19 protein-coding genes and 2 pseudogenes are annotated in these 26,069 nt (G+C 70.7%); 7 read left to right on the top strand and 14 right to left on the bottom strand.

Translation table 11 applies throughout. The features are described from left to right. Positions 1–49 precede the first annotated feature (49 nt). Positions 50–1,033, top strand: coding sequence for a LysR family transcriptional regulator (locus ACZ7G1_RS37360; protein WP_470881669.1), 984 nt, complete (start codon positions 50–52; stop codon positions 1,031–1,033). A 179-nt stretch (positions 1,034–1,212) separates the two neighbouring features. Here the strand turns inward: ACZ7G1_RS37360 and ACZ7G1_RS37355 are convergent, their stop codons facing one another. From ACZ7G1_RS37355 to ACZ7G1_RS37345, 3 genes and pseudogenes are all read right to left on the bottom strand, one after another. Beyond that, positions 1,213–1,755 carry a GNAT family N-acetyltransferase gene (locus ACZ7G1_RS37355; protein ID WP_470881667.1) on the bottom strand — a complete coding sequence of 181 codons (543 nt, stop codon included), beginning with the start codon at positions 1,753–1,755 and terminating at the stop codon, positions 1,213–1,215. Positions 1,756–2,243: 488 nt separating this feature from the next. After that, positions 2,244–2,393: pseudogene (locus ACZ7G1_RS37350) on the bottom strand (IS481 family transposase); the annotation flags it as partial. A gap of 245 nt (positions 2,394–2,638) precedes the next feature. After that, positions 2,639–3,544: an alpha/beta hydrolase family protein gene (locus tag ACZ7G1_RS37345; RefSeq protein ID WP_470881665.1), complete on the bottom strand. Its 906-nt coding sequence runs from the start codon at positions 3,542–3,544 to the stop codon at positions 2,639–2,641. 165 nt (positions 3,545–3,709) lie between these two features. Between ACZ7G1_RS37345 and ACZ7G1_RS37340 the strand changes: the two genes are divergently transcribed. Together ACZ7G1_RS37340 and ACZ7G1_RS37335 are read left to right on the top strand one after the other, a co-directional pair. Then, positions 3,710–4,648, top strand: coding sequence for a helix-turn-helix domain-containing protein (locus ACZ7G1_RS37340; RefSeq protein ID WP_470881664.1), 939 nt, complete (start codon positions 3,710–3,712; stop codon positions 4,646–4,648). A 72-nt stretch (positions 4,649–4,720) separates the two neighbouring features. Further along, entirely contained in the window at positions 4,721–4,960 is a 240-nt protein-coding gene (locus ACZ7G1_RS37335; RefSeq protein ID WP_470881663.1) for a hypothetical protein, read from the top strand. Between the two features lie 192 nt (positions 4,961–5,152). On the opposite strand, the gene ACZ7G1_RS37330 is transcribed toward ACZ7G1_RS37335, so the two are convergent. Then, positions 5,153–5,782 carry an SMI1/KNR4 family protein gene (locus ACZ7G1_RS37330; RefSeq protein WP_470881661.1) on the bottom strand — a complete coding sequence of 210 codons (630 nt, stop codon included), beginning with the start codon at positions 5,780–5,782 and terminating at the stop codon, positions 5,153–5,155. A 310-nt stretch (positions 5,783–6,092) separates the two neighbouring features. Between ACZ7G1_RS37330 and ACZ7G1_RS37325 the strand changes: the two genes are divergently transcribed. The 3 genes from ACZ7G1_RS37325 to ACZ7G1_RS37315 all read left to right on the top strand — a co-directional run bounded on the left by ACZ7G1_RS37325 (position 6,093) and on the right by ACZ7G1_RS37315 (position 10,990). Beyond that, positions 6,093–7,694: a M4 family metallopeptidase gene (locus tag ACZ7G1_RS37325; protein ID WP_470881660.1), complete on the top strand. Its 1,602-nt coding sequence runs from the start codon at positions 6,093–6,095 to the stop codon at positions 7,692–7,694. A 186-nt stretch (positions 7,695–7,880) separates the two neighbouring features. Beyond that, the gene (locus ACZ7G1_RS37320; protein WP_470881658.1) at positions 7,881–9,071 is read left to right on the top strand and encodes a 4-hydroxybenzoate 3-monooxygenase; all 1,191 of its coding nucleotides are present in this window, start codon (positions 7,881–7,883) and stop codon (positions 9,069–9,071) included. Between the two features lie 86 nt (positions 9,072–9,157). Then, a complete protein-coding gene (locus ACZ7G1_RS37315; RefSeq protein WP_470881656.1) occupies positions 9,158–10,990 on the top strand; it encodes a methyltransferase in 1,833 nt (610 codons plus the stop codon). A 76-nt stretch (positions 10,991–11,066) separates the two neighbouring features. On the opposite strand, the gene ACZ7G1_RS37310 is transcribed toward ACZ7G1_RS37315, so the two are convergent. The 7 genes from ACZ7G1_RS37310 to ACZ7G1_RS37280 all read right to left on the bottom strand — a co-directional run bounded on the left by ACZ7G1_RS37310 (position 11,067) and on the right by ACZ7G1_RS37280 (position 21,391). Next, positions 11,067–11,813: an IPT/TIG domain-containing protein gene (locus ACZ7G1_RS37310; RefSeq protein ID WP_470881655.1), complete on the bottom strand. Its 747-nt coding sequence runs from the start codon at positions 11,811–11,813 to the stop codon at positions 11,067–11,069. Between the two features lie 244 nt (positions 11,814–12,057). Then, a complete protein-coding gene (locus ACZ7G1_RS37305) occupies positions 12,058–13,314 on the bottom strand; it encodes a TIR domain-containing protein (protein WP_470881653.1) in 1,257 nt (418 codons plus the stop codon). Between the two features lie 5 nt (positions 13,315–13,319). Next, positions 13,320–16,235, bottom strand: a complete 2,916-nt coding sequence (locus ACZ7G1_RS37300; RefSeq protein ID WP_470881651.1) for a DUF3459 domain-containing protein — start codon at positions 16,233–16,235, stop codon at positions 13,320–13,322. Between the two features lie 53 nt (positions 16,236–16,288). Then, entirely contained in the window at positions 16,289–17,392 is a 1,104-nt protein-coding gene (locus tag ACZ7G1_RS37295) for a hypothetical protein (protein ID WP_470881649.1), read from the bottom strand. Then, positions 17,389–18,270, bottom strand: a complete 882-nt coding sequence (locus tag ACZ7G1_RS37290; protein WP_470881647.1) for an AAA family ATPase — start codon at positions 18,268–18,270, stop codon at positions 17,389–17,391. The genes ACZ7G1_RS37295 and ACZ7G1_RS37290 overlap by 4 nt, the downstream gene beginning before the upstream one ends. A 56-nt stretch (positions 18,271–18,326) precedes the next feature. Beyond that, positions 18,327–20,516 carry an NACHT domain-containing protein gene (locus tag ACZ7G1_RS37285; RefSeq protein WP_470881645.1) on the bottom strand — a complete coding sequence of 730 codons (2,190 nt, stop codon included), beginning with the start codon at positions 20,514–20,516 and terminating at the stop codon, positions 18,327–18,329. Then, entirely contained in the window at positions 20,501–21,391 is an 891-nt protein-coding gene (locus ACZ7G1_RS37280; protein ID WP_470881643.1) for a DUF4231 domain-containing protein, read from the bottom strand. The genes ACZ7G1_RS37285 and ACZ7G1_RS37280 overlap by 16 nt, the downstream gene beginning before the upstream one ends. Positions 21,392–21,521: 130 nt before the next feature. Here ACZ7G1_RS37280 and ACZ7G1_RS37275 point away from each other — a divergent pair, with 130 nt between their 5' ends. Further along, positions 21,522–22,478, top strand: coding sequence for a nucleoside hydrolase (locus ACZ7G1_RS37275; RefSeq protein WP_470881641.1), 957 nt, complete (start codon positions 21,522–21,524; stop codon positions 22,476–22,478). Between the two features lie 27 nt (positions 22,479–22,505). On the opposite strand, the gene ACZ7G1_RS37270 is transcribed toward ACZ7G1_RS37275, so the two are convergent. The 3 genes and pseudogenes from ACZ7G1_RS37270 to ACZ7G1_RS37260 form a co-directional block, all read right to left on the bottom strand. Then, on the bottom strand, positions 22,506–24,101 hold the full coding sequence (locus ACZ7G1_RS37270) for a hypothetical protein (RefSeq protein WP_470881639.1): 1,596 nt from the start codon (positions 24,099–24,101) through the stop codon (positions 22,506–22,508). A gap of 252 nt (positions 24,102–24,353) precedes the next feature. Continuing rightward, the gene (locus ACZ7G1_RS37265) at positions 24,354–25,781 is read right to left on the bottom strand and encodes an amidase (RefSeq protein WP_470881637.1); all 1,428 of its coding nucleotides are present in this window, start codon (positions 25,779–25,781) and stop codon (positions 24,354–24,356) included. A 132-nt stretch (positions 25,782–25,913) separates the two neighbouring features. Further along, a pseudogene (locus ACZ7G1_RS37260) lies at positions 25,914–26,069 on the bottom strand (sugar ABC transporter substrate-binding protein); the annotation flags it as partial.

Raw genomic sequence — 26,069 nt, 5'->3', positions numbered from 1 at the left:
TGGTCACGGGGGGTGCACAGGGGCCCTCCGCCCTGAGCGGGGAATGTTCATGCACCTTGAGTTCCGGCACCTCCGTGTCCTGCTCACCGTCGCCGAGTCCGGCAGCATCCGCAAAGCCGCCGCACGTCTGCAGCTGTCCCAGCCCGCGACGAGCGCGCAGTTGAAACGGATCGAGCACGAACTCGGCGGGCCGCTCTTCGTCCGCAGCGCCGAGGGCGTGAAGCCGAACGAGAACGGCCAGTACGTCCTGCGGTGCGCGCGCGACCTCGTCGTCGGCTTCGACCGGCTGCGCGAGTACGCCCGGTCGGCCGCCGAGACGGACAAGGGGACGACGGTCGCGCCGCTGCGCGCCGGCGGGACCGCCGGTCCCCTCGTATCGCTGCTGGTGTCCGCCCTGTTCGAGCTCGTGCCGGAGAACCGGCTCACCATCGACGCCCGCCGTTCGGTGCACACCCTGGTGAAAGCCCTGAGCCGGTCGAAATGCGACATCACGGTCTTCGGTGAGTTCCCCGGCTTCCCCCTGCCGGTCGGCGACACCGTGGCGACCCGCACCCTGCTCCGCGAACCGGTCTTCGTCCTGCTCGCCGACGACCACCCGCTGGCCCGCCAGGAGCGGGTCAGCCTGCGGGACCTGAGCGAGGAGGAGTGGGTGATGCCCGAGGCCGACGAGAGCGGGGTGCACGCCTATCTCCATCTCACCTGCCAGTCGGCGGGGTTCAGCCCGCGCATCGCGCACGTCACGCCGGACCTGTCCGTGGCGCAGATCCTGGTCGCGGGCCGCCGTGCCGTCTGCGGGGTGTGGCCCAGCGCAGACGTGCCCGCCCAGGGGACCGTGCAGCGGCCTCTCGTCGACGTCCCGTTCCACCGGCGCCTCCAGCTGGCCTGGAACACGGAGACGGTTCCGGCCGAGCTCGCCGACGCGGTGGGGGAGCGCCTGACGGAGGCGTACCTCTCGCTGGTACGGCAGCGGCCGCAGTACCTGGCCTGGTGGGAGAACGGCGGCGAGGAGTTCGCGCGGGGGGCCTCGGGCTGACGCGTCTTCGTGAGGAGCGGCGCCCCGGCTGTCCTTTGACAGTGAAGTCGGTCGTTCTGTTCTCGTCGACCCGCGGCGACTGGATGGGTGGGCAAACGATCAGGTGAGCTGGGTCGGGTTCGTGACCGAGGCCCGACACTGACGGATGAACCCCGGTCGCCCTGCCGGCCGGCTTTCCGTCACATAGGGAGCGAGAACAGCCGTACCGGCCCTGACGGCCAGCGGGCATCGTCGCGCAAGGGCCTCACCATGGTCCGCAGCGGCATGGTCACCAGGCGGCCTCCGGGTTGTTCGACAAGTACGTCGTTGTCGAGCGGGTGCCATCCGAGGCGCTTGTAGAGCGGCACAGAGGGGAGGCCGGCAGAACAGGAGTGCGTGCCGAGGACCCATCGTGCGGGCGTGCTCAAGGGCAGCTGTGACGACGAGCCGAGCCGAGCCAGGCCATGGCCCTGCATGCTGGGTGCGACGGCCACCCCGCCGACGCCCACCACCTCTGTCGCGGCGTCGCCGATCGCGACAGGCAGTCGCAGCAGGCCGGCGTGTGCCACAAGCCGGTCCTCGTGTCTGATGCCGAAGTGCTCTTCTTTCGGCAGCCAGGTCAGATCGGTCGAGGCGACACCGAAGGGATCATCGCTGATGCCCAGGATCTCTTCCTGGTCCGCCTTGGTGTACTGGGGGAGCCGCGTCACGGTCGGTGCCACAGAGAATCGGTTCTCAGACATTGCCACATGATGCTCTCTCTGCCGAGCACTGCCCAAACGATTCTCCGCCGACATCGCAGGCCTTGCGCGAGTCCGGTGCCGTGCCCTGACCTGGGGCGACTGGGTTGGACGTCAAACGATTCAGTCCTGGTCTGCCGCCTCCGAGATCGAGATGTGGTACCAGTCCTGGGCGATGCCTTGCCTGGAACCCTCGTGGCGGGGACTGGCCGGCGTGGGCAGCGGCGTACTCATCGAGGATGGCGTCGATCAGCGGACCGATCCGCCCCTCGGCCGGGCCCACGACGGGAGGCCGCTGCCCGCGGGGCGGGGGCGTGGGCGAGTTCAGCGCCTGCCGGACGGTGGCCTGGCTGACACGATGACGTCTCGCCAGGTGCGGAAAAGGTCGTTGAGACGGTTCAGTCAGGAGCGGCGCCCCGGCTGCGTCAGGGGTGTCCTTTGACGGCGAACTTAGCCCTTTGCCATCCAAGCTAGTTGTATTGACCCGCGACGCTGTAGCCGATCACGGGACTGCCGCCCTTACGGGCGTCGGTTGTGGCCTGCCGGTTGCCGGCGGCCTGCTGGCGGGGCATGATCCGATGCCCGCCGACATCGGGGATGTTGCCGAGCTTCTTGATGTCGACGTGGACCAGTTCACCCGGGCGTGGTGGTCAGCAGGGCGTTGGGGTGGGACAAGGAGACCGCTGCGGTGATGTGTGGGCTGGACGCGGGCGCCGCCGACCTCGACCAAGCCGCCTGACCCGGCTTCGGGCGGCCGACATCGTGAGGGCTGAAGACGAGACGCGCGAAACCAGGGATGTTTGCCTCGCTGCTGTAGCGGCGATGGAGACGAGCGCCGTTGTGCGTCACCCTCGGGCCGTCAGGCGGCCCGAGGGTGACATGGGTTTCAGTTCACGTGCTTGTCGAACCACTCGACCAGCTGCTCGGGTTGCTCGGAGAAGTAGTTGTAGCCGTCCCAGCGCCGGGTGCTGCCCTCGATCCAGAACAGCTTCTTGTCGCCGACGGGGACGGCGTCGAAGATTGCCTGCACATCGGAGGGCTTGGTCAGCGCGTCGTCACGCACCTGGGTGATGAAGGTGGGCACCTGGCAGTTCTTGGCGTACTCGATCGGCGACACCTCGTCGATGGTGAAGCTGAGGTTCAGTTCCACCTCCCGGTCGACGGCCTCGAACTGGCCTGTGATCCCCATCGCTTCAAGGTTGCGCTCGACCATCGCGCGCATCGAGATGGGCTGGATGGCGACCAGGGCGTGCACGTCCGCGAAAAGCTCCGGGTGCCGGGTCATCGCCATGAACGTGGCGTTGGCGCCCATGCAGCGGCTGAGCAGGCCCACCTTCATGGTGGCCGCGTCGGGGCGGGATCTGGCGTACCGCAGCGAGCCGGCCACGTCACGGGACTCGAACTGGCCCCAGGTGAAGATGGAGCCGTTGGCGTCGCCGCTCTGGCCGTGGTTGCGTGCGTCGTAGGTCAGCACGTTGTAACCGGCCTCATGCAGGTGCTGGTACTCCCGCATGTAGTTGACCTCGATGGTGTTGCCGGGGACGAACTGCCACGGGGGCAGGTGCGAGGGGAAGCCGTAGCGGTTCATGGGCATCGGGTGGTTGGCGATGATCAGCTTGTCCGAGCCCGGGCAGGGGATCCACCAAGCTTCCAGCGGGGTGCCGTCCAGTGACGGGAACGTGACGTCCTCGTACACCATCCCGTACTCGTCCGGCGTGTGCAGGATCGGCGCACGCACCGGGCTGCTGAGGCCCTTCGCCAGACCCTTGACCATCTCCGAAATATCCGCCATGACAGTATCTCTTTCTCTTTCTATTTCCTGGTGAGATCGTCTGGTATTTCCTTCGGCTATCTGAACGTAACTTTCGGGCTGGGGAGAAGCCACTGGTGAAAGGTGTACTGGCAGGGCACCCCTCCTTCCGGGATGGCTCCGGGATGTCGCCCTAACCTGGAAACCGTGGACAATGCAGCCGAGACCCGGGAGTTTCTGACCTCCCGCCGCGCCAGGATCAGCCCGCAGCAGGTGGGTTTGCCCGCCCATGGCCCCCGTCGGGTACCGGGACTGAGGCGCGCAGAGGTCGCGCAGCTCGCCGGGGTGAGCGTCGAGTACTACGCGCGGTTGGAGCGCGGTGACCTGTCCGGAGTGTCGGACCAGGTCCTTGACGCCCTCGCTCGGGCGCTGCGGCTGAGCGAGGACGACCGCACCCATCTGGAGGACCTTGCCCGCGCCGCCGGCCCGGGACGTCGACGCCGACGCCGGGCGGCCGCCGCCTCGGTGCGGCCGAACCTGCGGCGTCTCCTGGACTCCATGGCCTGCCCGGCGTTCGTCCTGAACGGCCGTGGTGACGTCCTGGCCGCCAACAGCCTCGGCCGTGCCCTCTACGCCCCCATGATCGAAGCTGCCGGGGGAGCCACCCCCAACCACGGCCGGTTCATATTCCTGGACCCCCGCTCCCGCCAGTTCTGGGGCGACTGGGAAAGTGCCGCCGACAACCTGGTCGCTCTCCTGCACGCCCAGGCCGGCCGCGACCCCTACGACAAGGACCTCACCGACCTCATCGGTGAGCTGTCCACCCGCAGTGACGATTTCCGTACCCGCTGGGCCGGCCACGACGTCCGCCAGTACCACCAGGGCGCCAAAGCCATCCACCACCCCGTGGTCGGCACTCTTCACCTCGCCTACGAATCCCTCGACCTGCCCGCCGACGGCCTCATCCTGTTCGCCTACGGCGCCGAGCCGGGCAGCGACTCCGAAGACGCCCTCCGCATCCTGGCCAGCTGGGCCGCCGACCACGTCCCCGAGCCGGCCGAGCGCTCCCCCGGCAGGACGAGCAACGTCCGGCGGCCCGGGGTTCGGCGAGACGCCCCTCGCGCCGACGGCCAACCGGAACTGTGACGGCAGAAACAGCGACCATCAGGAGAGGACGGGAACGACGCACAGCAAGGTGTCACTGCGGACAACGCAGCGATGCTGCTGATCGACCACCAGACCGGCACGATGTCCTGGACGCACTCGCACGACGTGGAGGGCGTGAAGAAGAGCGCTCTCAACCTGGCCAAGATCGCCACCGCCGTCGGCATGCCGCGCGACGACGCCGCGCTACGTCGCATGGAGCAGGCCGGCGCCGTGATCACCTCGACGGCACAGATCATCTCCGAACTGGCGGTCGACTGGACCCCCCGAGGGAGCAGGGGCCGGCCGCCCTGATGGGGCTCTGACCCGGGCTGCACCTCCCGTCGAGTCGAACAGCCCCGCGGGCCGACACCGTGACAGGCGCCGTCCCGGCACCCCCACCACCCCGCCGCCGCTGTCCCAACGTGCCTTCGCCCGGACCAACTCGGTTCGGGCGAAGGCACGTTCGCGTGCGACAGACGAACCCTGCGCGAAGCCCTGACAGGACTATGTGATCCAGGGCTTTCCAGGCAGACATAGACCCCGGCCGCACCCTGTCAGGAAGGCGACAGACTCTGGCCCTCGTCCTTCTGCGGCCTCTACTCCCGGCCTCCGCCCGACGACACCGTCCCACACCGCGACTGGCTTGTCGCAGAAGGGCATCGCGCCGTATTCGTCGATCAGCCAGACGTGACCGCGCTGCGGCCCGGTGACGACCAGGTGCCAGTACATGCCGCAGCCGTCGGTGCCCAGCAACAGGGAGCCGTGGTCGAACGCGGCGTCCATGCGCCTCTCGAGCTCCTGCTCCGACAGTGCCTCGGCGTCCTCCTCGTCGTTTTCCCACATCCACGCCGCCGTGAGGGGAAACGGTTCGGCAAGCAGGCGCTCGGCACGGTCGGAGCCCCAGTCCGAGGGCGATTGCGCGAAGGGCAGCAGACCGTAGTAGGGCGGCCCGGCACGCAGGCCGTCGCAGACCTCCGCCACGAACGTGCGGTACGGCTCCGGCAGCACGATGCCGTGCTCCGCCTCGAAGGACCGCACTGCCTCCCAGCCGGCCGGCGGCGCCGCCTCGGGACGGGGCGCGAAGATCTCGCGGAGGGTGGCCAACTCGGTCGGGTCGCAGGTTTCCGTGTCCATACCGATCATCGTGCAAGATCCGAAGCGGACGGCCCGGCTGGTCTCGGCCCACGCCCGTATGGCCACCAGCACCCCCGGCAGTTCACCTCGCATGGCTAGGTTCGCCGGCAAGGAAAGCCCGAACGGCCGGGTTCGCTGTCAGACGCCTCGATTGGATGGCGGAGCACAAGGGGCTCGGCACCGGCACCGTATAACTCCACAGTTGTATCCCACATGGGATCGCGTCAGGAACATGTCACCTGGTGAACACTTCGCGTCAACGTCCCAGGACGTCGTCACCCCCCACGACGAGCGAAGGAAACACCCCGTCATGCCCCGTCCTCTCCTCGCCCTCTCCACGATGGTCGCCGCCGCCGTCATCACCACGGGCACCCTGGCCGCCCCCGCCTACTCGCAGACCGACGCGGAGCGGAGCGGCTCCTCCGTCCGCGACACGGCGATATCCCGCGCCGAGGCGAACGTGACCCGCCACGCCGACACCTTCGGCTTCGGCGCCGGCCAGGCGCTCCAGGTCAAGGACGTCGTGATCGACGCCGACGGCACTCAGCACGTCCGCTTCGAGCGGACCTACCGCGGCCTCCCCGTCGTCGGCGGCGACTTCGTCGTCCACCAGAAGGCCGACGGGTCGCTGAAGGGCTCCTCCCACGCCAAGGCCCACAAGGTCGCCCTCGCCTCCGTCACGCCCAAGGTCGACGGCAAGGGCACCGCGGCCGGCGCCCTGAAGCGCGCGCAGGGCGTGGTCGACAACGCCAAGTCCACCCCCGAGCTCATCGTCTGGGCCGCCGACGGCACCGCCCGCCTGGCCTGGCGCACCACCGTGCAGGGCCTGGGTGACAAGGGCCAGCCGCACGGTGAGGTGTTCGTCACCGACGCCTCCACCGGCGCCGCGATCGAGAACTACGCCACCGAGCGCGAGGCGGCCGGCACCGGCCACTCCGAGTACACCGGCGACATCACCCTGGACACCACCCTCCAGGCCAACGGCACCTTCGCCCTGATCGACCCGCTCCGCGGCCACATCACCAAGGACGCCCACAACGTCTCGTCCTCGTCCCTGAACAGCTCCTCCGGCACCCTGTTCACCGACGCCGACAACATCTGGGGCGACGGCCGCAAGTTCTCCACCGACCGCTCCACCGCCGCCGTCGACGCCCACGCCAACACGGCGAAGACGTACGACTACTACAAGAGCACCTTCGGCCGGAACGGCATCAAGAACGACGGCCGCGGCGCCACCGTCTTCGTCCACGTCGGCACCAACTGGGACAACGCCCAGTGGTCGGACGCCTGCTTCTGCATGATGACCGGCGACGGCAACGGCACGGTCGACCCCGAGCAGGTCGACCTCGACACCATGGGCCACGAGATGACCCACGGCGTCACCTCCGCCACCGCCAACCTGCGCTACAGCGGCGAGTCCGGCGGCCTCAACGAGGCCACCAGCGACATCTTCGGCACGATGGTCGAGTGGTACGCCAACAACACGGTCGACACCCCCGACTACCTCTTCAGCGACCAGTCCACCCCGCCGTGGCTGCGCCGCATGGACAAGCCCTCCCTCGACGGCCGCTCCGCCGACTCCTGGTCGAAGTCCGTCGGCCGTCTCGACGTCCACAACTCCTCCGGCGTCGGCAACCACTGGTTCTACCTCGCCAGCGAGGGCAGCGGCACCAAGACGATCAACGGCGTCACCTACAACAGCCCCACGTCCAACGGCTCCACCGTCACCGGCATCGGCAACCAGAAGGCCGCCGCCATCTGGTACCGCGCGCTGACCGTCTACATGACCTCCACCACCGACTACAAGGGCGCCCGCGTGGCGACCCTCAACGCGGCGAAGGACCTCTACGGCGCCACCAGCACCGAGTACGCCACCGTGGGCAAGGCCTGGGCCGCGGTCAACGTCCTCTGACCCCTGTTCGATCCTCCTCGGGCCCCGCCGATGCCGGCGGGGCCCGAGGGCGTTGGTGGCGGGGCCGAGGACGTTGGTTGCGGGGTCGAGGACCGTGTGCGCGTGGAGAATCCTTTTCTCTTGGAACGTGGCATTCGGGTGATGTTGGCCCCGCGGCGCACCAACCCGTGCCTAAGATCCACTCCCGTGACAGACAGTCAACACACAGTGGATGAACGGGAGTCGGCAGACGTCGTCATCCTCGGGGCCGGTCCCGCCGGCCTCGTCCTGGCCAACCTCATACAGCGCAGCGGCATCGACTGCGTCGTCCTCGAACGCACCGGGCGCGACCACATCCTGAACCGTGCCCGAGCCGGATTCCTCGCCGCCCACACCGCGCGCGTCCTCCGGCGCCACGGTCTGGACGAAGGACTGCGGCGGCGCGGAAAGGAACACGGCGTCTGCGAGTTCCGCACCGAGGAGGGACGTTTCCGCCTCGACTACTCGGAGCGCGGCAACGGCGAACCCCACACCGTCTACCCCCAGCACGAGCTCGTCGGCGACCTGCTCGCCGCGTACCTCGACGCCGGCGGCCGCATCCGCTTCGGCACCGAGGCACTGGAGGTCGGCGACCTCGACGGCGGCAGCCCCTGGGTGTCGGCCCGGGAACCCGACGGACGCATCGTACGGTGGCGGGCGAAGTACGTCGCCGCCTGCGACGGCCGATACGGCGCGGGCCGCAGCTCCCTGCCGGGCGGGGCCGTAAACCACCAGCGCGACCACGGCGTCACCTGGCTCGGACTCCTCGCCGAGGCACCGCCCAGCATCGACGCCGTCGGATACGCGACCCACCCCCACGGCTTCGCCGGACACATGGCCCGCTCCGCCGACGTCACCCGCTACTACCTCCAGGTCGAGCGCGGCACCGCCGCCGGCGAATGGAGCGAGGAGCGGATCTGGGACGAACTCGACGTGCGGATGCGCGGCGCCGAGTACGGCCCCCTGCGGCGCGGCCCGATCCTCCAGCGCACCGTCGTCGACCTGGAGTCGGACGTGCTCGACACGCTCCGGTACGGCTCCCTCCTCCTCGCCGGCGACGCCGCCGGCCTGATCAGCCCCTCCGCCGCCAAGGGCGCCAACCTCGCCGTACTCGAAGGCGAACTCCTCGCCGAGGCGATCACCGCCGACCTCCACCGCGGCGAGCCCGAACCGCTCGCCGCCTACTCGGAACGGTCCCTGACGCACATCTGGCGCGCCCAGGAGTTCTCCCACTGGATGATCGGCCTCCTGCACAGCGGCTCGTCCTTCGAGGAACGCATGGGCCGGGCCCGCATGGACGCGCTGCGGACCTCACGCACCCACCAGGACTGGTTCGCCGAGCAGTACGTCGGCATCTGACCACCCGTCCCCCCACGCTTCAAGGCCCCGGCCGCCCGCCGTCCGGGGCCTGATCCCCTTCGCTCTTCTCCCGAGGATGCCCGCTGATGAGTACCCCTGCCATGGCGCCCGGTCTCGCACCCGACGACCTCCGGCGCCTGCGCGCCACCACCGAGTTCGTCCGCGAACAGGAGACCTCCGTCCTCCTCTCCCGCGTCCTGCCCGGCCTCGACGGCCCCGAACTGCGGGCCGTGGCCGACCGCTGCCGCTTCGCCCACGCCGCCCTCCTCGTCTTCCCGGCCGCGCTCCCGGGCCTCCGGGCCGGACTCGCCGCCTGCGGGCTCCCCGAGGACCCGGGATCCCAGCCGAGCGTCGTCGTCCGCGACCGCCTCGCCGCCCGCCACGGACTCGACGCCGCCGATCTTGACGTAAGGATTCTCCGGCCCGTCGTACCCGGCCCCGGCGGAGAGCACCGTACGGTCGAGATCTTCGCCCTCGCCGTACCCCCGGCCGCCGAGCCGCCCGCCACCTCCGTGGTGCCGGCCCTCTCCGCGCTCGCCGCCCACGAGCGCCACCACGACCACGAGGCCCACCTCGCCTTCGACGTCTACCGCCCCGACCCCCTCGTCCTCAGCGGCCTCCGCGCCAGCCTCGCCCGGCACGGCGCCGTCCCCGACGGCGGCGGCTACAACCCCCACGAGGACGGCACCGTCTTCTACTTCGCCACCCCCACCCACACCAAGACCGACTACCGCCGCATGGAGCTGTACGCGAGCGGCGACCACCGCGACCTGCTCGCCGAACACCTGGCGGACCAGGAAACAGGCACAGCCTCCGGCGACGGCCTAGGCGTCGGCATCGGCCTCGGCGTCGACATCGGCGATGGCCTCCGCCTCGGCGATGGCGCGACCGCACCCACGGCCCCCGAATCCCGGGCGGCGGAAACGCTCCTGCGTCAGCTGACCGGAGCCTGGACCACCCAGGCCCTCGCCACCTGCGCCGAACTGCGCCTCCCGGAGGCCCTCAGCCCGGACACGCCCCTCGGCGTCCCGCGCCTCGCGGAGGCCGTCGGCGCGCATCCGCAGGCCCTGGAAACGCTGCTGCGCTACCTCGCGATGCTCGGCGTGGTCACCGAGGACCACGACGGATTCCGCCTCACCACCGCCGGCCTGCTGCTCCGCGAGGACGCCCCCGGCTCGATGCGCCCCCTGGCACAGATGTACGGCGGCCCCTTCTACCAGTCCTTCGGGCAGCTGACCCACTCCGTCCGGACCGGCGAACCGGGCTTCGACCACCTCTACGGCGAGAACCACTTCCTCCACTTCGCCAAGGACCCCGTCCTCGCCGCCACCTTCGACCGCTCCATGGCCGCGAGCTCCCGGATGTTCGACCCGCTGCCCTCGCACCCCGTCCTCACGGACGCCGCGTCCGGCCCCGCACCCCGCACGGTCGTCGACGTCGCCGGCGGCACCGGCGAACTCCTCGGGCGAGTCCTCGCCGCCCACCCGTCCCTGCGCGGAGTGCTCCTGGAACGGCCGCACGTCGTCGCCGCCGCACGCGACCGGCTCGCTACCGCCGGCGTCGCCGACCGCTGCGCCTTCCAGACGGGCGACTTCGCCGACGTACCGCCGGCGGGGGACGTGTACCTGCTTTCCCGGGTCCTCCACGACTGGGACGACGACCGGTGCCGCGACATCCTCCGCCACCTGGCCCGCGCGATGCCGCCGCACGCCGACCTCCTCATCGTCGAACGCCTCCTGCCCACCGACGCCACCCCGTCCCTCGCCACCGCCTGGGACCTCCACATGCTCTGCAACACAGGCGGCCGCGAACGCCGCGCCGACGAGTACGCGCAGCTTCTCGACGCCGCCGGCCTCGAACTCGTCGGCCACCGCCCGCTCCCCCTGGACGCCCACGTCCTCCACGCACGAAAGCGCTGAGAACACCCGAGAGGGGCCGCCGACACGCGGCGGCCCCCGTCGGCCGTGTGCCTAGGGCAGTCCGGCGCGCGTCACGTCACGACGCCTTGCCGAAATGGACGACGAACATGCCGTTCTCGAGATACGGCTTCGTCACATACAGCTCGTACTCGCCGGTGTCCGCGTTGCGGGTGGCGCCGGCGAACACCTTCTCCCCGAGCAGGGCCGCGTTCGTCGTGATGCTCTTGGCGATGACACCGAGACACTCCTCGACCCCCGCGTCGCCCGAGAGCTCCGCCGAGAAGTCGACGGCGAGGGTCGGTTCCTTGAGCACCAGACAGATGTCGACGGTCGTACGGGCGGGGATCCTGAGGTCGGCCGGGAAGCGGACCCGCAGCACCGAGCCGCCTTCATAGCCCCCCAGCTCGACCCGCGAGGCGGGAGCCGCCTCGAAGTCGGCGCAGTACGTGTCCGGCGACACCTCCGTGAGCCGGAAGTCGATCCCCGCCGAGGAGACGGGCGCGCCGTTCCTGAACACCGCCACCTCCGAGAAGGTCAGCAGCGTGTCGCCGAAATCCACCTTCTCCGTGTGGATGTCCGTCCCCGTCCCCGGCCACATCAGCAGATCGCCCGACGTGATCCTCCCGACCGGCCCGATCCGCACCTTCAACTCGGTGTCCGTGGACCCCGGCTCCGGGCGCGCACACGCTCCCATCCCGCCGATCACCACACAGTTGTTCCTCACGTGCGGCGCGAAACCGCGCCCCCTCAGCGTCACCACCGTGCCCTCCCGCCCTTCAGCGGGCTCCACGGACTCGATGGACACGGCCTTACGGGTCAGCATTGCGCTGTTCCTCCTCGCCTGTTCGACCTGCCATGACACGCCCCGGCGCCGCCAGAGTGCGGAAACGCCGGGCGCCGCACCGAGTGAACCGGCCCCCGGAGCCGGGCGGCGGGACCCCGGCCGTCCGTGCACTCGAACGGGACGGCAGAAACGAAAAGCCACGTCTGTTCGGTCGGTAGCACTCACGGGTGACAACGCGCCGGGGCGCGTACGCCGGTACGTCATCGGCGCGTACGCCAGTACGTCATCGGCGCGAGCGGAACTCCCGGTGCGTCCGCACCATGTCCTGCTCCTGACCGAGCGTCATCCCCTCCAGGCGGAGATGGCTTCCGGACCCGGCGCGCGCCCCCGCCTGCTCGTGCGCGAAGAGGAACAGCAGGCGGGGGAACTCGGCGAGGAGCGTCTCCAGGAGCCGGTCGTCCGGAGGGTGACGGAGGACGATGGTGAAGGGACCCGACCGCTCCTCGTGACGGGCGAGATGGTGATCCAGAGCCGCGTCGTCGCACGGTATGTCGAACAGGATCTCGTGGAGGAGTACGTCCCTGATCTCCGCGATCAGCTCCTCGGCGAACCCCCCGGCACCCATCCCGGGGACCGGCTTGTGAACCACCCAGGGCACGGGGCTCTCGCTCGCCCTGCGGACGTACATGTCCGGCGTCTCCCCGAGCGTCGACCGCAGCAGCGCGACCCGGTCCCCATCCACCGACGCCACCCGTCGCAGGCCCTCGGCGTCGTCCTTCGGAACGCGCGCGAAGGGGACCACCGTATCGACGAGGTCGGCACGGCACTCCGGTTCCCGCACCTGGTGCAGAAAGCTCTTGAACGCGTCCTTCAGCGCGCACGGATCGCCCGGCTGCCGCACCGGCCGCTCCGCGAGCAGCCCCTGGGCGACCCGATGGCGGGAGTGGTCGGTGGCGTACGCGAGGGTGGCGACGCCCAGGACCGAGGCCGTCCTCTCCAGAGCGGCGTCGGAGACGTCGCTGATCAGCCCCGCCACGAACTCGGTGACCTCGGGATGCGGCACCCCACCCATCCGCTCGACCAGCGGCCGGAGGGCCGAGACGACCTCGTCGGGCGGAGCCCCCGGACCGGCCTCGGCCGGCCAGTCGACCATGTCGAAGCGCCCGAGGTCCAGCTTCTCGAGAGCGGATCCCTTGAGGTCGGCGCGCCCTACTCCGGGCAACAGCACCGGAATGAGCGCGTACTTGCCGTCACTGGCCACCCGCTCGGCAAGGGCGATGATCACCTCCTCCGCGACGTAGAACGAGCTCAGCGCGTGCGGCGAGATGAGGACGATCAGCCCGTGGGCGCTCTTCACCTCCCTGAGGACCTCCTCGTTCCACTCGACACCGCCGATCAGGACGGACCTGTCCACCACGGGATCACAACCGCCACCGCGGACATGGGCCTCCATCGCGTCGAGGTACTTGACGCAGCGGCAGCCGCTCTCGGGGGTGCACTTCGACGAGCTGTGGCTGAGGAAGATCCGGGGACGCGCCATGGCCGCTACACCTCGGTGCGCAGGGAAGACGCTCCGGCGAGGCGGAGCAGCCAGCGGACGCTCATGCCCGGAATCGCGACGTTCGCGGGCTTCCCGGGACGACTCTCGAACACGGTGCCGTCGACGAGGTCCAGCAGGCGCCACGCCGACTCGGCGCGCCAGACCCGCTGGGGATCCATGGTGACGAACGTGTGCCGGGGGGTGTAGTTCGCCAGGCAGACGATCGTCTCCTCACCGTGTGTGCGGAGTGTCGCGAACGTCCCCGGACTGGACGGGAAGTTGTCCACGGTGCCTCGGGAGAGGGCCAGATGCGCACGGCGCAGCCTGAGGAGGGCGGCGGCCCCCGGCTCGCGCAGCAGGTCGAGCGGCAGCGCGGGGCAGCCGGGGAGGCCGAGCAGAACGGCGGCCGCCAGTCGCCGCTGGGCCGGGTCGAGGCCGCCGGGCAGTACGTGCTGCCACTGCAAGCCCGGACGAGCCGAGTACCGAGAGGACTGTGCCCTCGCCAGGACGAAGAGCGCGGTCCATGCGTCATCCGATGGGTGGTCGGCCTCGCGGATACCCCGGGCCAGGGCGTCACCGAGGGACGAGGTCGCCATGTGGAACATGGCGCCTGGGTCGGCCGGACCGGCCGCCGCGAAGTCCTCGTCGGCGGTCCGGGACGGCGGGCCGCCGCGCACGAGCACGCGATCCTCGTATCCGTCGAGGAGGTGGTGCAGGTCGTTCAGGAGCCGTCGGCCGGTGCCTTCCACCGCGTGGAGGCGGACGCCGCCGGCGCCCCGGTCGAGCAGACGGCGCACACCGTCGTAGACCCTGGCCTTGGCGACCGGGCTCAGCCTGCCGAACTCTCCCTCCGGGAGGAGGAGGTCGACGATGACGCGGATGCCGTGCCGATCGGCGGCCTCGACCACGCCGGCGACGGCTCCGAGATCGTGGGCTACGGGCCCGCCGGGCACGATGCCCCGTGGGTCGCTGACGAAGACAGGCGGTACGAGGGGGCCGACCGCAAGGCACCGCACTCCGGCGGCGGCGATCTCCGGCATCTGTTCCACCAGCTCGGAGGCGAGCTCCCCGCGCGCCCCCAGGTCGCCCGTCTCGGCCATGGCGCACCCGCGGAACCACGGCGGCACCGCAGGGCCGGGCCGATCCTCCACGGCCTCGGGCGCGACGAGGTGGCGGCGACCATCCTCGGTCCGCAGCTCCACCGGACCTCCCTCACCGCTGACGATCCATCCGCCGTCCCGGTGGGCGAACACGCGGTCCGCGTGGACGGCCAGGTCCGTCTCCCGCGGCCTCCGCCGCTCGACATCGCCGAGGTGCCAGACCAGCATGCGTTCGTCACCGCCGACCGCGGCCACCCACTGGCCGTCGGTGCTCACGGCGAGGCCCGTGATCGCCCAGGGGGCCGTACCGAGGAGGAATTCCTGGCGGCCGTCATCGCGCCACGCCGTCACGGCGCCGTCGAGCCGTCCGCCCACGATCCATGCCCCGTCGCCGCTCCCCGTCACCGTCGTGAAGCCGATGCCCAGGAGCTGCTGGGGGGATCCGAAGTAGTCGGCCCTGCACAGCCACAGGTCGCCCACCCCGTCGACCAGGGCCACGCCGCCCCCGTCCGGGGACTGCCAGGTCGCACTGACGCCCGCGACAGGGTGCCCGCACCGGAATGCCGGCCTCGAAGCACTTCGGAGGAGGAGTTCGCCGTCGGAGACGAACAGGGCCGTCAGCTCTTCGGCCCCGGCGCCGAAGGACAGACTCACCAGCTCCCCGTCACCCGTCATGGTCGGCCCGCTCTCCACGCCGCGCCGCCCCGGCGCGTACTGCTGGACCGCGTTGTCCTGGATCCAGGCGAGCCGGCTTCCGTCGGCGGACAGGGTCAGGCTGTGGCGTGCGGTGCCGCTCGGCCAAGGGGCCACCTCGTCCATCACGGTGCCGTCGCCGTTGTGCAGCACGATCGTCCCGTCCTTCATGAGGACCGCGTAGTGGGCGCGTGTCCGGCCCGTCACGTCCCCGTCACGGGGTGCCTTCGCTGCGACAGCCACCTCGCTCGCGGCCCCCGGATGGGCGAGGGTTATCCACACCTTGCCCGATCCCCGCAGCTGCTGCACCACGGTGACCGGCAGGGAGACGCTCTGCCCCCGCCGGATCTCCAGGCGGTGGAGAGCGGTGTGCCGGGCGGGTACCAGCGTGCTCCGCACGTCGAGGCGCACGGTGTGTCCGCCGACGGCGCGTATCGGCAGGCTGTCCGCGGCCGCCGGGTAACTGACCACCACGCCGCCCGGCCTGGCCCGTACGCCGACGGTGACCTCGCGCCGGACGAGGGCGCGGGCACCGTCGGTGACCGACGCGGGGCGATCGAAGCGGTCGGTCGGCGGCTCGATGCCGAGCCTCTCCGAGGACGCGACCTGGATCCGCCACGCGTCGTCGAGGCCGAGGACCTCCTCGGGGAGGCGGGGCAGGTAGCGGAGCGCCCATCGGCCGAGGTCGTCCGCCGCGTCGTCGGCGTCGGCGGCGACCGCCATGAGCATCCGCCGGAGTCCGGCCCGTACGACGCGGTCCGCCGTCTCGGACGGGAAGAGCGCCTCCCAGGTCAGCTCCTCGAACCAGCGCACCACGGGGGGTGACTCGCGATGCGCCTCCTCGGTGAACTTCCTGATCGCCACCGCGGACGTCGGGTCCCGCCGGGCCAGTCGGCCCCGCAGGACCTCGGCAGCCCCGCTGTCGAGCAGAAGCATGTGCTCGCCCGCCGCCTCCACCAGCGGCGAGAACCACAACTCCGCCTCCAGGCCCGCGGTGGAATCGGGCACGAAGCGCAGCCGGGCGCGGCGCAGGAACGCCCGCTCGACACCGGCGGCGAGACAGAGGGATTCGGCCAGGCGGACGAGGTCGGGCCTCACCTCGGCGAGTTCGGTGATGAAGTCCTCCATGTCCCTGTGGACGGACAGCCCCTCCGTGCCCCGTTCCCCTCCGCGCCCGGTCACTACAGCCCCACTGCTCTGCGCACCCGCGCCGTCGTCTCCTGCGCACGCCGGATCGACATGTCGCGCGTGAGGGGGATGAAGGCGACGCGCCTGCGTAACACCTCGGGATACGCGTATGCCTGATAAGGCGTCAGGCATACGACGGGGCAGCCCGCGTGGACGACGGATTCGACGAACGCCTGCCACTCGCCCGTACCCGCGACGGTCGAGCCGGAGAACGGCGGGCGCATCCGCCCGAGATCGGAGAAGAGGACGACCGGCGTGCCAGGCGCCGGCGGCCGGTACGGGTCACGGGCGAGCGGATCGTCGCGGACCACCCCGCGCCGGGGGGTGCCGCGGAACCGCAGCACCTCGACCCTGTCCCGTCCGGCGATGCTGCCCAGGAGGTCGCTCAGCCAGATCCGGTCGTCCTGGAACGGCACCATCGCCTTGCCGTGGTCGAGCAGGAGCTGCACACCGCGCCGGGTGGTGAGGCGCCGCCGGCGCGGGATCGCGACCAGCGCCTTCTGGCGGGCGACCCCGCGGAGAAGGGCCGCCTGGTCGCAAACGGTGCTCTCGGCCGGCACCGCCACGGCTCCGAACATCACTCCGCGCGCCCAACCCTGCTTCCAGGGCGGTTCGTGGCGAAGCCCGGTGGTCACGGTGGGGCGACGGAGCAGTTCGGCCTCGGGGCCGCTCGGCACGGTGGTCTCCTCGATGACCGCCGCGCCGACGACCGGCGCGGACAGGCCGTCGAGCGTCGTGAGGGAGAAGTCGACCGGGCGGTCGGCGCGCTGCCCCGCGCGTCGCGGGGCGGGCGCCCGACGAGGTGTCGGCGACGCGTCGGCCGGTCGGTCCGGGACCAACCTCGCCCGCACGGCAGAGGCCTCGCCCACGTGCCGGGCCTCTGCCTCGGTGCCGCCGTCGTCGGCCATGCGGACCGGACCGGCCGGCCGGGCCACCGGAGACGGCCGGTCGGCCGCGGTTGAGGGTACGAGGGCGGGCACGTCAGGCCCGAGCCCGAGCAGAGCGGCGATGGCGGCCACCGTCTCGGAATCCGAGGCCCGTAACCCCGCGGTTGCCCGGACCAGGTCGCCGAGGAACACCTCCCCCCGCGCGCTCACGCGAAGGACTCCAGTCCCTCGCGCCGCTTGTAGAGCGTGATGGCACGCAGCTGGTCCCACTCCTCCGTCCCCGGTACGACACCCAGCTGCAGACAGGCCTTCACCGCGTCCAGGAACTCGGCCGTGCTCGGACCCGCCTCGGAATCCGCCATCTTCCCGCGGGCGAAGAGGATGGCGTCCGCCACCTGCCCGGCGAGGTCCTCGTCGTAGTCGTCCCCGAGGTGTGAGGCCGCCACCTCCAGGAGGTGCTCGCGCGACGGCGCACCCAGTACGAAGACGACGCAGCGCCTCAGGAACGGCCGGGGCAGCTCGCGTTCGTCATTGGAGGTGATGACGACGAGGGGTTCCATGCCCGGCTGCGCGGACACGTTCAACCGGTCGTCCCACGGCTTCGGGAACGACAGCGAACCCAGCGGACCCAGAAGGCTGTTGGGGAGATCGGGGTCCGCCTTGTCGATCTCGTCGATCAGGACCACGGACCGCCGGCCCCGCTCGGCCTTGAAGGCCCGCCAGAGCGGGCCGTGGGCGTAGTACGTGCCGATGGGGCACAGCTTCTTGGCCTGCGCGTCGTTCAGTCGTCGCAGCGCGTCGAACCGCCACAGCAGGTCCTCGGGTTCCGTCCTCGCCGTCACCACGTGCTGATGGAAGTCCCAGCCGAGGATGCGGGCGACGTTCGGGGCGAGCGACGACTTGCCCGAGCCCGGCGGCCCGAAGAGCAGGAGGGGGCGGCCGGTCTTGAGCGCGACGTTGACGGCCAGCACGACCTTCTCGTTGTCGAAGACGTACACCTCGCCGTCGGTCGCGTACCGCGACGCGCCCTCGCGGGTCTCGTCGCCCCTGCCTTGAGCGGGGTCGAACTCCTTCTCGTACTGCAGCACTTGCCCCTACCTCGGCCGCCGGTCAGTCCTGTCATTCTGCACCGCCCCGCCCTGCCTCACGTGTGGATGCGGAGACCCGGCAGCACGGCCACGCCCTTCAGCCGCTTCCCCAGCCGGGCCGGGGCGAAGGGATCACGCTCGACCGGGAGATAGAGGGCGCGCAGCCGGCCCGCCGAGGCCAGCGTGTCGAGCACCTCGTCGGCCGGTGTCGGCGAGATCTCCAGGAACATCACGCCGGTCGAGGCCAGTGCCGACAGGTCGAGCAGCCGGAAGCAGTCGGAGATCACCAGCGTGCGCAGCCTGGGCAGCCCCGCGAGGTCGTCGAGGTGCGTCAGGGACGGGTTGTCGTCGATCACGAGCGTGTGGAGGAGCGGCGCCCGCCGCAGCGCGGAGAAGTCCGCCACGTCTCCGCGGTACTGGAGGCGACCCCCGTCGCCCGTGGCTCCTCTCTGCGCCACCCGCCCTTGGTTCCGGGGGAGTTCGGTCGACCTGGCGGCGGGCGTCCGGCCGACGGTCTCGTGGTTCCAGGTCTCGACGACGAGCGGGGAGAGAGAGCGGGGCCCGGATCGGAACCGTTCGCCGTCGTCCGCCGGTTCCGGAGCGGGCGGAGTCGGTGCCGGGACCCGTGCCCGGTATGCCTCGGCTTCCGGTCCTCCGATCATCTCGACTGTGAGCAGCAGGAGTTGCGTGGTGGGGTCGTCCGGTACCAGGTCCTCAGGATCGGGAAGAAGTGGCAGGACGCTCGCGCCGCCGCGGGCCAGCGCGAGCGCGCCGTCCGCGGTGCGGGGCGGGATGATTTCCCCCAGGCGCGCCTCGACCTCCTCGCGGACGCGGTGGTCGAGCTCCGGCACTTCCCGGACGGCCTCGGCGGCCAGTGGCCAAAGCTGCCAGCTGAGCTCGGGCTCCACTTGGCCGCGGCTCAGCAGTGCCTCGATGAGTCCGGTCCGTTCTCTCGGTCGCGCGTATCCGACGGCGTGGAGGAAGACGCCCCGCCACTGCTCCTCGCCGACGCGCCGGAGCAGCTCGGTGATGGAGTCACTCTCCAGGAGGTCCTTCGCGGCGAGGAACTCCTGAAGCGAGCGATGGGTGAAAGCGACGCTCCGTCCACCGGGCGAGGTCAGGACGCCGCTGTGCCTGAGCATCCGCCCGAGGACCTCCCCGGCGGCGTCGTCCGCAAGGGAGGGAAGCGCATGGGAAAGGGCTGCCGCCGTCTGCCGGCGCGCCTGCGCGAGGCTTGCCTCCCGGAGCCCGTTCCGTTGCAGGAACACGGCGATCCGCTGGAGGACCATCACCTGTTGGGTATCGGAGAGCAGCAGTTCGTCAGGCGAGTCGAACGGGGCGGCGGGGGGCCGGCTCAGGAGCATCGTGAGAATGGCACGGCACAACTCGGCTCGGTTCAGGGGAGGATGGAGGCCGCGTTCGTAGTACGTCGTGCAGAGGTAGGAACAGATCAGGGGATTGGCCACCAGCTCCCTCAGGGTGGGATGCGTCTCGACGTCCCCGAGGAAAGACTCTCTGGCCCGGACCGTGGCCCTCATGTTCCTGGAGGGAAGGAACTCGTCCCGCCATAGTTCGACGAAGTGCCGCACATCGGAAACGTGCATGGGATTGAGGTCGAAGTCCTGGAAGTCGAACGACGTCAGGCCCCTGTCGACCTCCCTCCCGCGCTTGGCCACGAGGCAGGCGGTGTGGGGGTAGGCCTTCAGGATCTCGCGGAGCCAGGCCACCGTGACCTGCTGGTCGCCAGGGGAGGCCTCGTCGAACGCGTCGACGAGCAACAGTCCGCGTCCGGCCACCAGTACCCGCTCGATCCAACCGGGAGACGCCAGGGAATCCGGCAGCTTCACGTCGAGACCGCGCAGGAGACCTTCCGCGTCGCCCGTGGCGTGTCCTCTTCGCAGGGAGCCCACGGTGAAGGGGAAGGGCACCAATCCGTCACCCGTGAGGCGGGCGAGCCCGCGAGCACGCTCCTCGACCGACCTCCGGATCAGCGTCGTCTTCCCGGACCCCGCGACCCCGCGGAGCACCGAACGCCGCCCCGGACCGATGACCTGCTCCGCGGGAAACGCCGGCCCGCCCCCGCTCGCGGGGACGGCGGTCAGCGGAACGTAGACCTCGGCCGCCTCGACGGGCTCCCCATCCGCCCTCCTTCGGCGTCGTGGAATGAGCAGCTCGGCGTATCGGCGCTCGATCTCGAGGTCCCGGGTCCCGCCGTCCAGCGCCCCCTCGCTCACCCGACGGTCCACCTGATCATCCACGCCTCGTTCTGGATGGAGACGGCGTGCTCGCACCTCTGGACGAGCTCCGCGGCCGCGTCCTCGCTCCGGTCGGCGCTCCCGGCCCAGCGGCCGAGCAGCCGCTCCAGTTCCTCGGCCGTGCGGAGGAACTCCAGGTGCTGGTAGGCGTATCGCTGCGCTATGCCGTGGGCGGTGACCGCGATCGTGACCGAGGCGGCGACGCCGACCCAGGCGGCGAGGCCTCCGAGGGAGAACGCGCCGGCGGCGGCGGCGAGCAGTGCGCCCAAGGCTCCCAGGGCGAGCTCGACCTTGCCAAGGCGCTCGACCCTGGTTTGCATCCATGCGGCCTTGGGCCGGTAGTAGCCGTCGATCTGGCCGCGCAGGCGGTGCCGCACGTAGCTGTCGACGTCGACCACCGGCGGCAGCGACCGGACCTTCGGCGAGACGCCTGAGGTGTGGCGTAAGAGGTCGGTGGCGTCGCTGCGGAACGCGTCGACCCGGTCGGCGAGCAGCGTCACGGCCTGGTCCCGGTCCCGGTAGGGCCCGACGCCGGCGAGGCACGTGTAGACCTCGCCCTTGAGGGCCTCCGACACCGCGCGGGTGCGGATCCAGTCGCTGAGGCGGCCGGGGCCTCCGCGGTGGGCGAGCAGGGGAGACGCGCCGGCGGCCAGTGCGGCGAGGAAAGCGAGTGCCGCTCCCACGCCCTTGTTCCAGTCCATGGCCTGCGCGGCGGCCGTGGCGAGCACCGCGGCTGTGACGGCCAGTGTCAGCGCCCTGGAGCGTGCCGCCTCCACCTGCGTCTTCAGCCGGTTCGCGCTCTGGGACCAGATGCTCTGCTGGTCCCAGACCTTCTGTATCGCCACGTGCTCCTGGGTCACTGTCACGCGTCGATTCTGACGCCTGCTCATGTCCCGCGCCACGAAACAGTAGTTCGCGATGTCGACTCGCGCGGGAACGCGCCCTTCCTGGGCCCGCCTCCTTCGCTCGCGCGGGGGAGTGTGCGACGGTGGACGCATGCCAGTCCCCGTGATTCTCGACTGCGATCCCGGACATGACGACGCCTTCAACATCCTGCTCGCCGCCGCGCATCCCGCGATCGACCTGCTCGCGATCACCACGGTCGCGGGGAACCAGACGCTGGAGAAGACCACGCTGAACGCCCGCAGGGTCTGTTCGGTGGCGGGGATCAAGGGTGTGCCGGTCGCGGCGGGGCGGGACAGGCCGCTGCACGGGCCGGCGAGGGTCGCGGAGGACATTCACGGGGAGTCGGGCCTGGACGGGCCCGGTTTTGCGGAGGGGGAGCCGGAGGTGCCGCGGGACCCGCGCGACGCCGTCAGCCTGATCAGGGAGACGCTGCTCGCGCACCCGACACCGGTGACGCTCGTCCCGACGGGGCCGCTGACGAACATCGCGGTGTTCCTGCTCGCGCATCCCGAACTCGTGGGGCGGATCGAGCGGATCGTGCTGATGGGCGGTTCGACGGACCGAGGCAACACGACACCCGCCGCCGAGTTCAACGTTCTCTGTGATCCGGAGGCGGCGGACATCGTGTTCCGCAGCGGGCTGCCCGTCACGATGTTCGGGCTCAACGCCACCCACCAGGTACGGGCCACTCCTGAGGTGATCGCGCGGATCGCGGCCCTCGGGACGCCGCTCGCAGGGCTCTGCGTCGATCTGCTCACGTACTTCGCGTCGACCTACCGTGAGGTGTTCGGCTTCGACGCGCCCCCGCTCCATGATCCGCTGACCGTCGCCCACCTCATCGACCCGTCGCTCACCAGGTTGGTGCGGGCGGCGGTGGCCGTAGAGCTGAACGGCACCCACACGCGGGGCGCCACGGTCGTGGACCTGCACGGGGTGACGGGGCGGCCCGCCCAGGTCGACGTCGCCGTGGAGGTCGACGCCGACCGGTTCTGGGACCTGATCGTGGAGGCCGTACGCGCGCTCGGCGGTCCGGCGATCCCGGCCTGATCGGAGTACGGGGAGAGGGAGCCGCCGCTACGGCTGGGCGTCGAGCCAGCTCAGCTTGTGGCCGTAGAGGACGCGCTGGCAGTAGTCCGTGCCGGCGGGGTCGGCCGGGTCGCGGGTGGAGGTGCAGTCGGAGGCCGAGCCGGGGCGGTGCTCCGAGAGGGACCAGAGGCGGCCGGTGCCGCGATCGATGTAGAGGTCCTCGGCGCCACGGGCGGTCTTGACGGCCGCTCCCTTCTGTACCAGTTGGCCGTTGCTCCACTGGTAGCGCCAGAGGTTCCCGGGCTCGTCGGTGCCCTTGGACTCGTTGACGTACAGGGTGCCGCCGGCGGCCGCCGCGCCCTGGGCGCCGCCGTTGGTCAGCGGCAGGTAGTTGGCCCAGCCTTCGGCGGTGACGTCGGCCGAGCGGCCTTCGAGGTCGGCGACGGGGTAGGAGGCGATCCGGCCGGTGGAGGGGTAGCCGGTGGCCGGACGGCAGTACTCGCCCATGAGGAGGCGGTCAGGGGTGGTGCTGCGGTCGAGGGAGATGTACGAGGCCTTGGGGGCGCCGGTCGACACACAGGCGTAGGACCCGGCCGGGTTGCTCTGGGTCGCCTTGAACTTCCAGGCGGCGACCTGCGGCATCACGTAGCGGTAGCCGAAGCTGTACCAGACGTTGTCGTGGCGGCCGACCTTTGTCTTGTCCTGGACGTCGGCCGTCGTCTTCACACCGTCCGTGTCCGCGCCCATCGCGTCGTGCGTGGCGGGGTCGCCGTCCGGGTCCAGGTCCATGATGTAGCGCATGTCGAAGACGCGCAGGCCGTTGCGGGTGTCGGCGACGTACAGGTAGTTGCCGTACCAGACGATCCCGCCGGCGTGGACGCCCTTCTGGATCGGGTACTCGGAGGCGTGCAGCCCGTCGAAGGAGACGTGGTCGGCGGAGTTGATGTACGTCCAGCCGAGCAGCACGTGGCGGTACTTGATCTCGGGGCTGCCGGTGGCCGGGTTGGTCCGGCTCTGTACGAAGGTGATCCGGACGCCCTTCTGGTTGCAGGCGTCGTCGGCCTCCAGCTCGGCCGTGGTGCAGTCACCGGTCGCCGGGTTCGGGTCGGTCTCGCGGCCCGGGTCCCAGCCGTCGTACGAGGCGAACAGCTGGATGTTCCCCGCCGTGCCCCACAGTTCGTTGTCCTTGGCGTCGGACACGCCGCTGAAGCCCTGGGGCACCCACTCGCGCGACGTCGAATCGTCGCTCTGTAGGCAGTACTTGATATCAGGATCGGACGCGGTGCCGAACGGGTCGCGGGAACACCACGGATCCACCGTCCGGTTCGCGCCGATCAGCAGGTTCTGCACACCCGACTTGGGCAGCACCGAGTCAAGCCGCGTCACCCGCGTCGTGGTCTCGGCGTTCAGCGCGCCCGGCGACATCGTGAAGTCACCCGGCACGGCCGCGCCACCCGGCGACGTCCAGGCCTCCGCCGCCATCGGCGACGCGACCGCCTCGGCCGCCAGCGGCTCCTGGACCGTGGAATCCGCGGCCCCGCGCGGAACGTCCCCGGCCTGGGCCGGAGTCACCAGACCGGTGAACGCGAGCGAGGCCGCGGCGGCTGCCGTCAGCCAGGCTCGACGTATTCGCCTTGAGGGCATGTGAGGTCGCCTCCGTTGCTCGTGTGTCGGACAACTCGACTGCCGGACAACTCGTGTGCCGGACAACTCGTGTGTCAGACAACTCCTGTGTCGGACAGGTCGAACGGAGCCTTCCAGAACGCCGGTACGAGACGACCCCCCGGCGGCAATTCGGTGCAGGACCTGCCGCCGACCCGCACAAGATCCACACGGGGCCTGGGAGATCCGGATGACGGCAGGTCAGAAGCGTTGCGCCGGTGACCGCTTCCCCCCTCAGAGAGCCGGACGGCCGCCCCAGGGACGTACCGACTCGACGGCCGAGGCGACCCGGAACACGGTCGCGTCGTCATAGGTGCGCCCGACGATCTGCACACCCGTCGGCACGCCCGTCGAGGCGAACCCGGACGGGACGCTCAGGACCGGGCAGCGGCTGGCGATGTTGAAGACCGTGGTCATCGCCGCCTCCAGATAGGTGTCGAGCTCGACGCCGTTGATCACGACCTTGGTGGAGAGGTAGTCGTCGTCCGCCCGCAGCGCCGGGATCGCCGTCGTCGGGCACAGCAGCACGTCGTAACGGTCAAGGAGCACGCCGAGCGTCGTCTGGATCGACGCCTCCAGTTCGAGACCCCGCATGATGCTGCCCGGCTCACGCACCGCCTCGGCGGTCCGCTCGGCGAAGTCCAGCGCGTACGCGTTCAGGAGGTCGCCGTGCTCGGCGGCGACCGACGCGACGTACGGGCCGAAGATCGACCCGAAGTGGATGTGCGCCGCCTCCATCACCTGCGCACGCGTGAGGGGAACCTCCACCTCCTCGACGACAGCCCCCGCCGTCCGCAACGCCTCCGCGACCGCGCGCGTGTTGGCCTCGACCTCGGGATCGACCGGCCAGTCCCCGAGCGTCACCGAAAGCGCCACCCGCAGCCCCGTCACGCCCTCGAAACGCTCCGGCAGAGTCAGCTTCGGCCGCAGTGACACCGCGTCGAGGTGATGCGGACCCGCGATCACGTTCTGCAGCAGCACCACATCGGCCACGGTCCGCGCCATCGGGCCGTCATGGCAGTACGTGTCGAGGTTGAACGGCGCCATCGCCGGCACCCGGCCGTACGGCGGCTTGTACCCGACCGTGCCCGTGAACGACGCCGGGATGCGGATCGAACCGCCGATGTCCGAGCCCGTCGCCAGCGTCGTCTCACCGGCCGCCAGCGCCGCACCGGCACCCCCCGACGAACCACCCGGACTGAACTCCAGGTTCCACGGATTGCGCGTCACACCCCACAGCCGCGACTGCGTGAACGCCGCACAGCTGAACTCCGGCGTCGTCGTCCGCGCGTGCACGATGCCACCCGCCGCCCGCACCCGCTCCACCACCGGGTGCGTCTCGTCGGCGATCTCGTCCCGGAACGCCAGCGAACCGTCCGTGCTCCTACGGCCCGCGATCGGCTGCTCCTCCTTCGTCGCCACCGCGAGCCCCTCCAGCGCCCGCGGCGCCTGCCCCTTGCCCCCGTACCGCGCCTCCGCCTCGCGCGCCGCCGCCATCGCCTCCTCGAAGGTCCGCTCGGCAAGCGCGTTCACCTTCGACTCGACGGCCTCCGCGCGCGCGATCACCGCGCCCATCAACTCGACCGGAGACAACGACCGGTCCCGGAAGCGCGACAGCGCTTCGGCGGCCGGCATATAGGCGAGGTCAGACACATCGGTCATGAGCGGGGCCCTTCGTCAGGAGATGCAGGATGCTGCCGGCCGAGCGGCCACCCGCCCCGCCGGCAGCATCGAACCGCTGCCCCGCTCCAGGCGTCAACGATGTTGACGTAAGCCCCTGCCCTGCTCGGCGCCCTACTTGTTGACGGTGAAGCCTTGGTCGTTGCCGTACTTGATGGTGGTGTCCTGCCAGGTCTTGAGTGCGTCGGTGAGGGGGGTGGGGGTGACGTAGGCCTTGCCGGCGGTGTCGTTGAAGATGGAGTTGGCGTAGACCTGGTAGGGGAGGTAGGT

Source organism: Streptomyces sp. NPDC037273, assembly GCF_055603625.1.
This window is presented reverse-complemented; position numbering and strand designations above follow the sequence as displayed.

Bases quoted from the DNA above. Each gene is read 5' to 3' on its own strand.
- ACZ7G1_RS37360 (WP_470881669.1), top strand. From the start codon at position 50: ATGCACCTTGAGTTCCGGCACCTCCGTGTCCTGCTCACCGTCGCCGAG.
- ACZ7G1_RS37355 (WP_470881667.1), bottom strand. From the start codon at position 1,755: ATGTCTGAGAACCGATTCTCTGTGGCACCGACCGTGACGCGGCTCCCC.
- ACZ7G1_RS37345 (WP_470881665.1), bottom strand. From the start codon at position 3,544: ATGGCGGATATTTCGGAGATGGTCAAGGGTCTGGCGAAGGGCCTCAGC.
- ACZ7G1_RS37335 (WP_470881663.1), top strand. From the start codon at position 4,721: ATGCTGCTGATCGACCACCAGACCGGCACGATGTCCTGGACGCACTCG.
- ACZ7G1_RS37330 (WP_470881661.1), bottom strand. From the start codon at position 5,782: ATGGACACGGAAACCTGCGACCCGACCGAGTTGGCCACCCTCCGCGAG.
- ACZ7G1_RS37325 (WP_470881660.1), top strand. From the start codon at position 6,093: ATGCCCCGTCCTCTCCTCGCCCTCTCCACGATGGTCGCCGCCGCCGTC.
- ACZ7G1_RS37315 (WP_470881656.1), top strand. From the start codon at position 9,158: ATGAGTACCCCTGCCATGGCGCCCGGTCTCGCACCCGACGACCTCCGG.
- ACZ7G1_RS37310 (WP_470881655.1), bottom strand. From the start codon at position 11,813: ATGCTGACCCGTAAGGCCGTGTCCATCGAGTCCGTGGAGCCCGCTGAA.
- ACZ7G1_RS37305 (WP_470881653.1), bottom strand. From the start codon at position 13,314: ATGGCGCGTCCCCGGATCTTCCTCAGCCACAGCTCGTCGAAGTGCACC.
- ACZ7G1_RS37300 (WP_470881651.1), bottom strand. From the start codon at position 16,235: ATGGAGGACTTCATCACCGAACTCGCCGAGGTGAGGCCCGACCTCGTC.
- ACZ7G1_RS37275 (WP_470881641.1), top strand. From the start codon at position 21,522: ATGCCAGTCCCCGTGATTCTCGACTGCGATCCCGGACATGACGACGCC.
- ACZ7G1_RS37270 (WP_470881639.1), bottom strand. From the start codon at position 24,101: ATGCCCTCAAGGCGAATACGTCGAGCCTGGCTGACGGCAGCCGCCGCG.
- ACZ7G1_RS37265 (WP_470881637.1), bottom strand. From the start codon at position 25,781: ATGACCGATGTGTCTGACCTCGCCTATATGCCGGCCGCCGAAGCGCTG.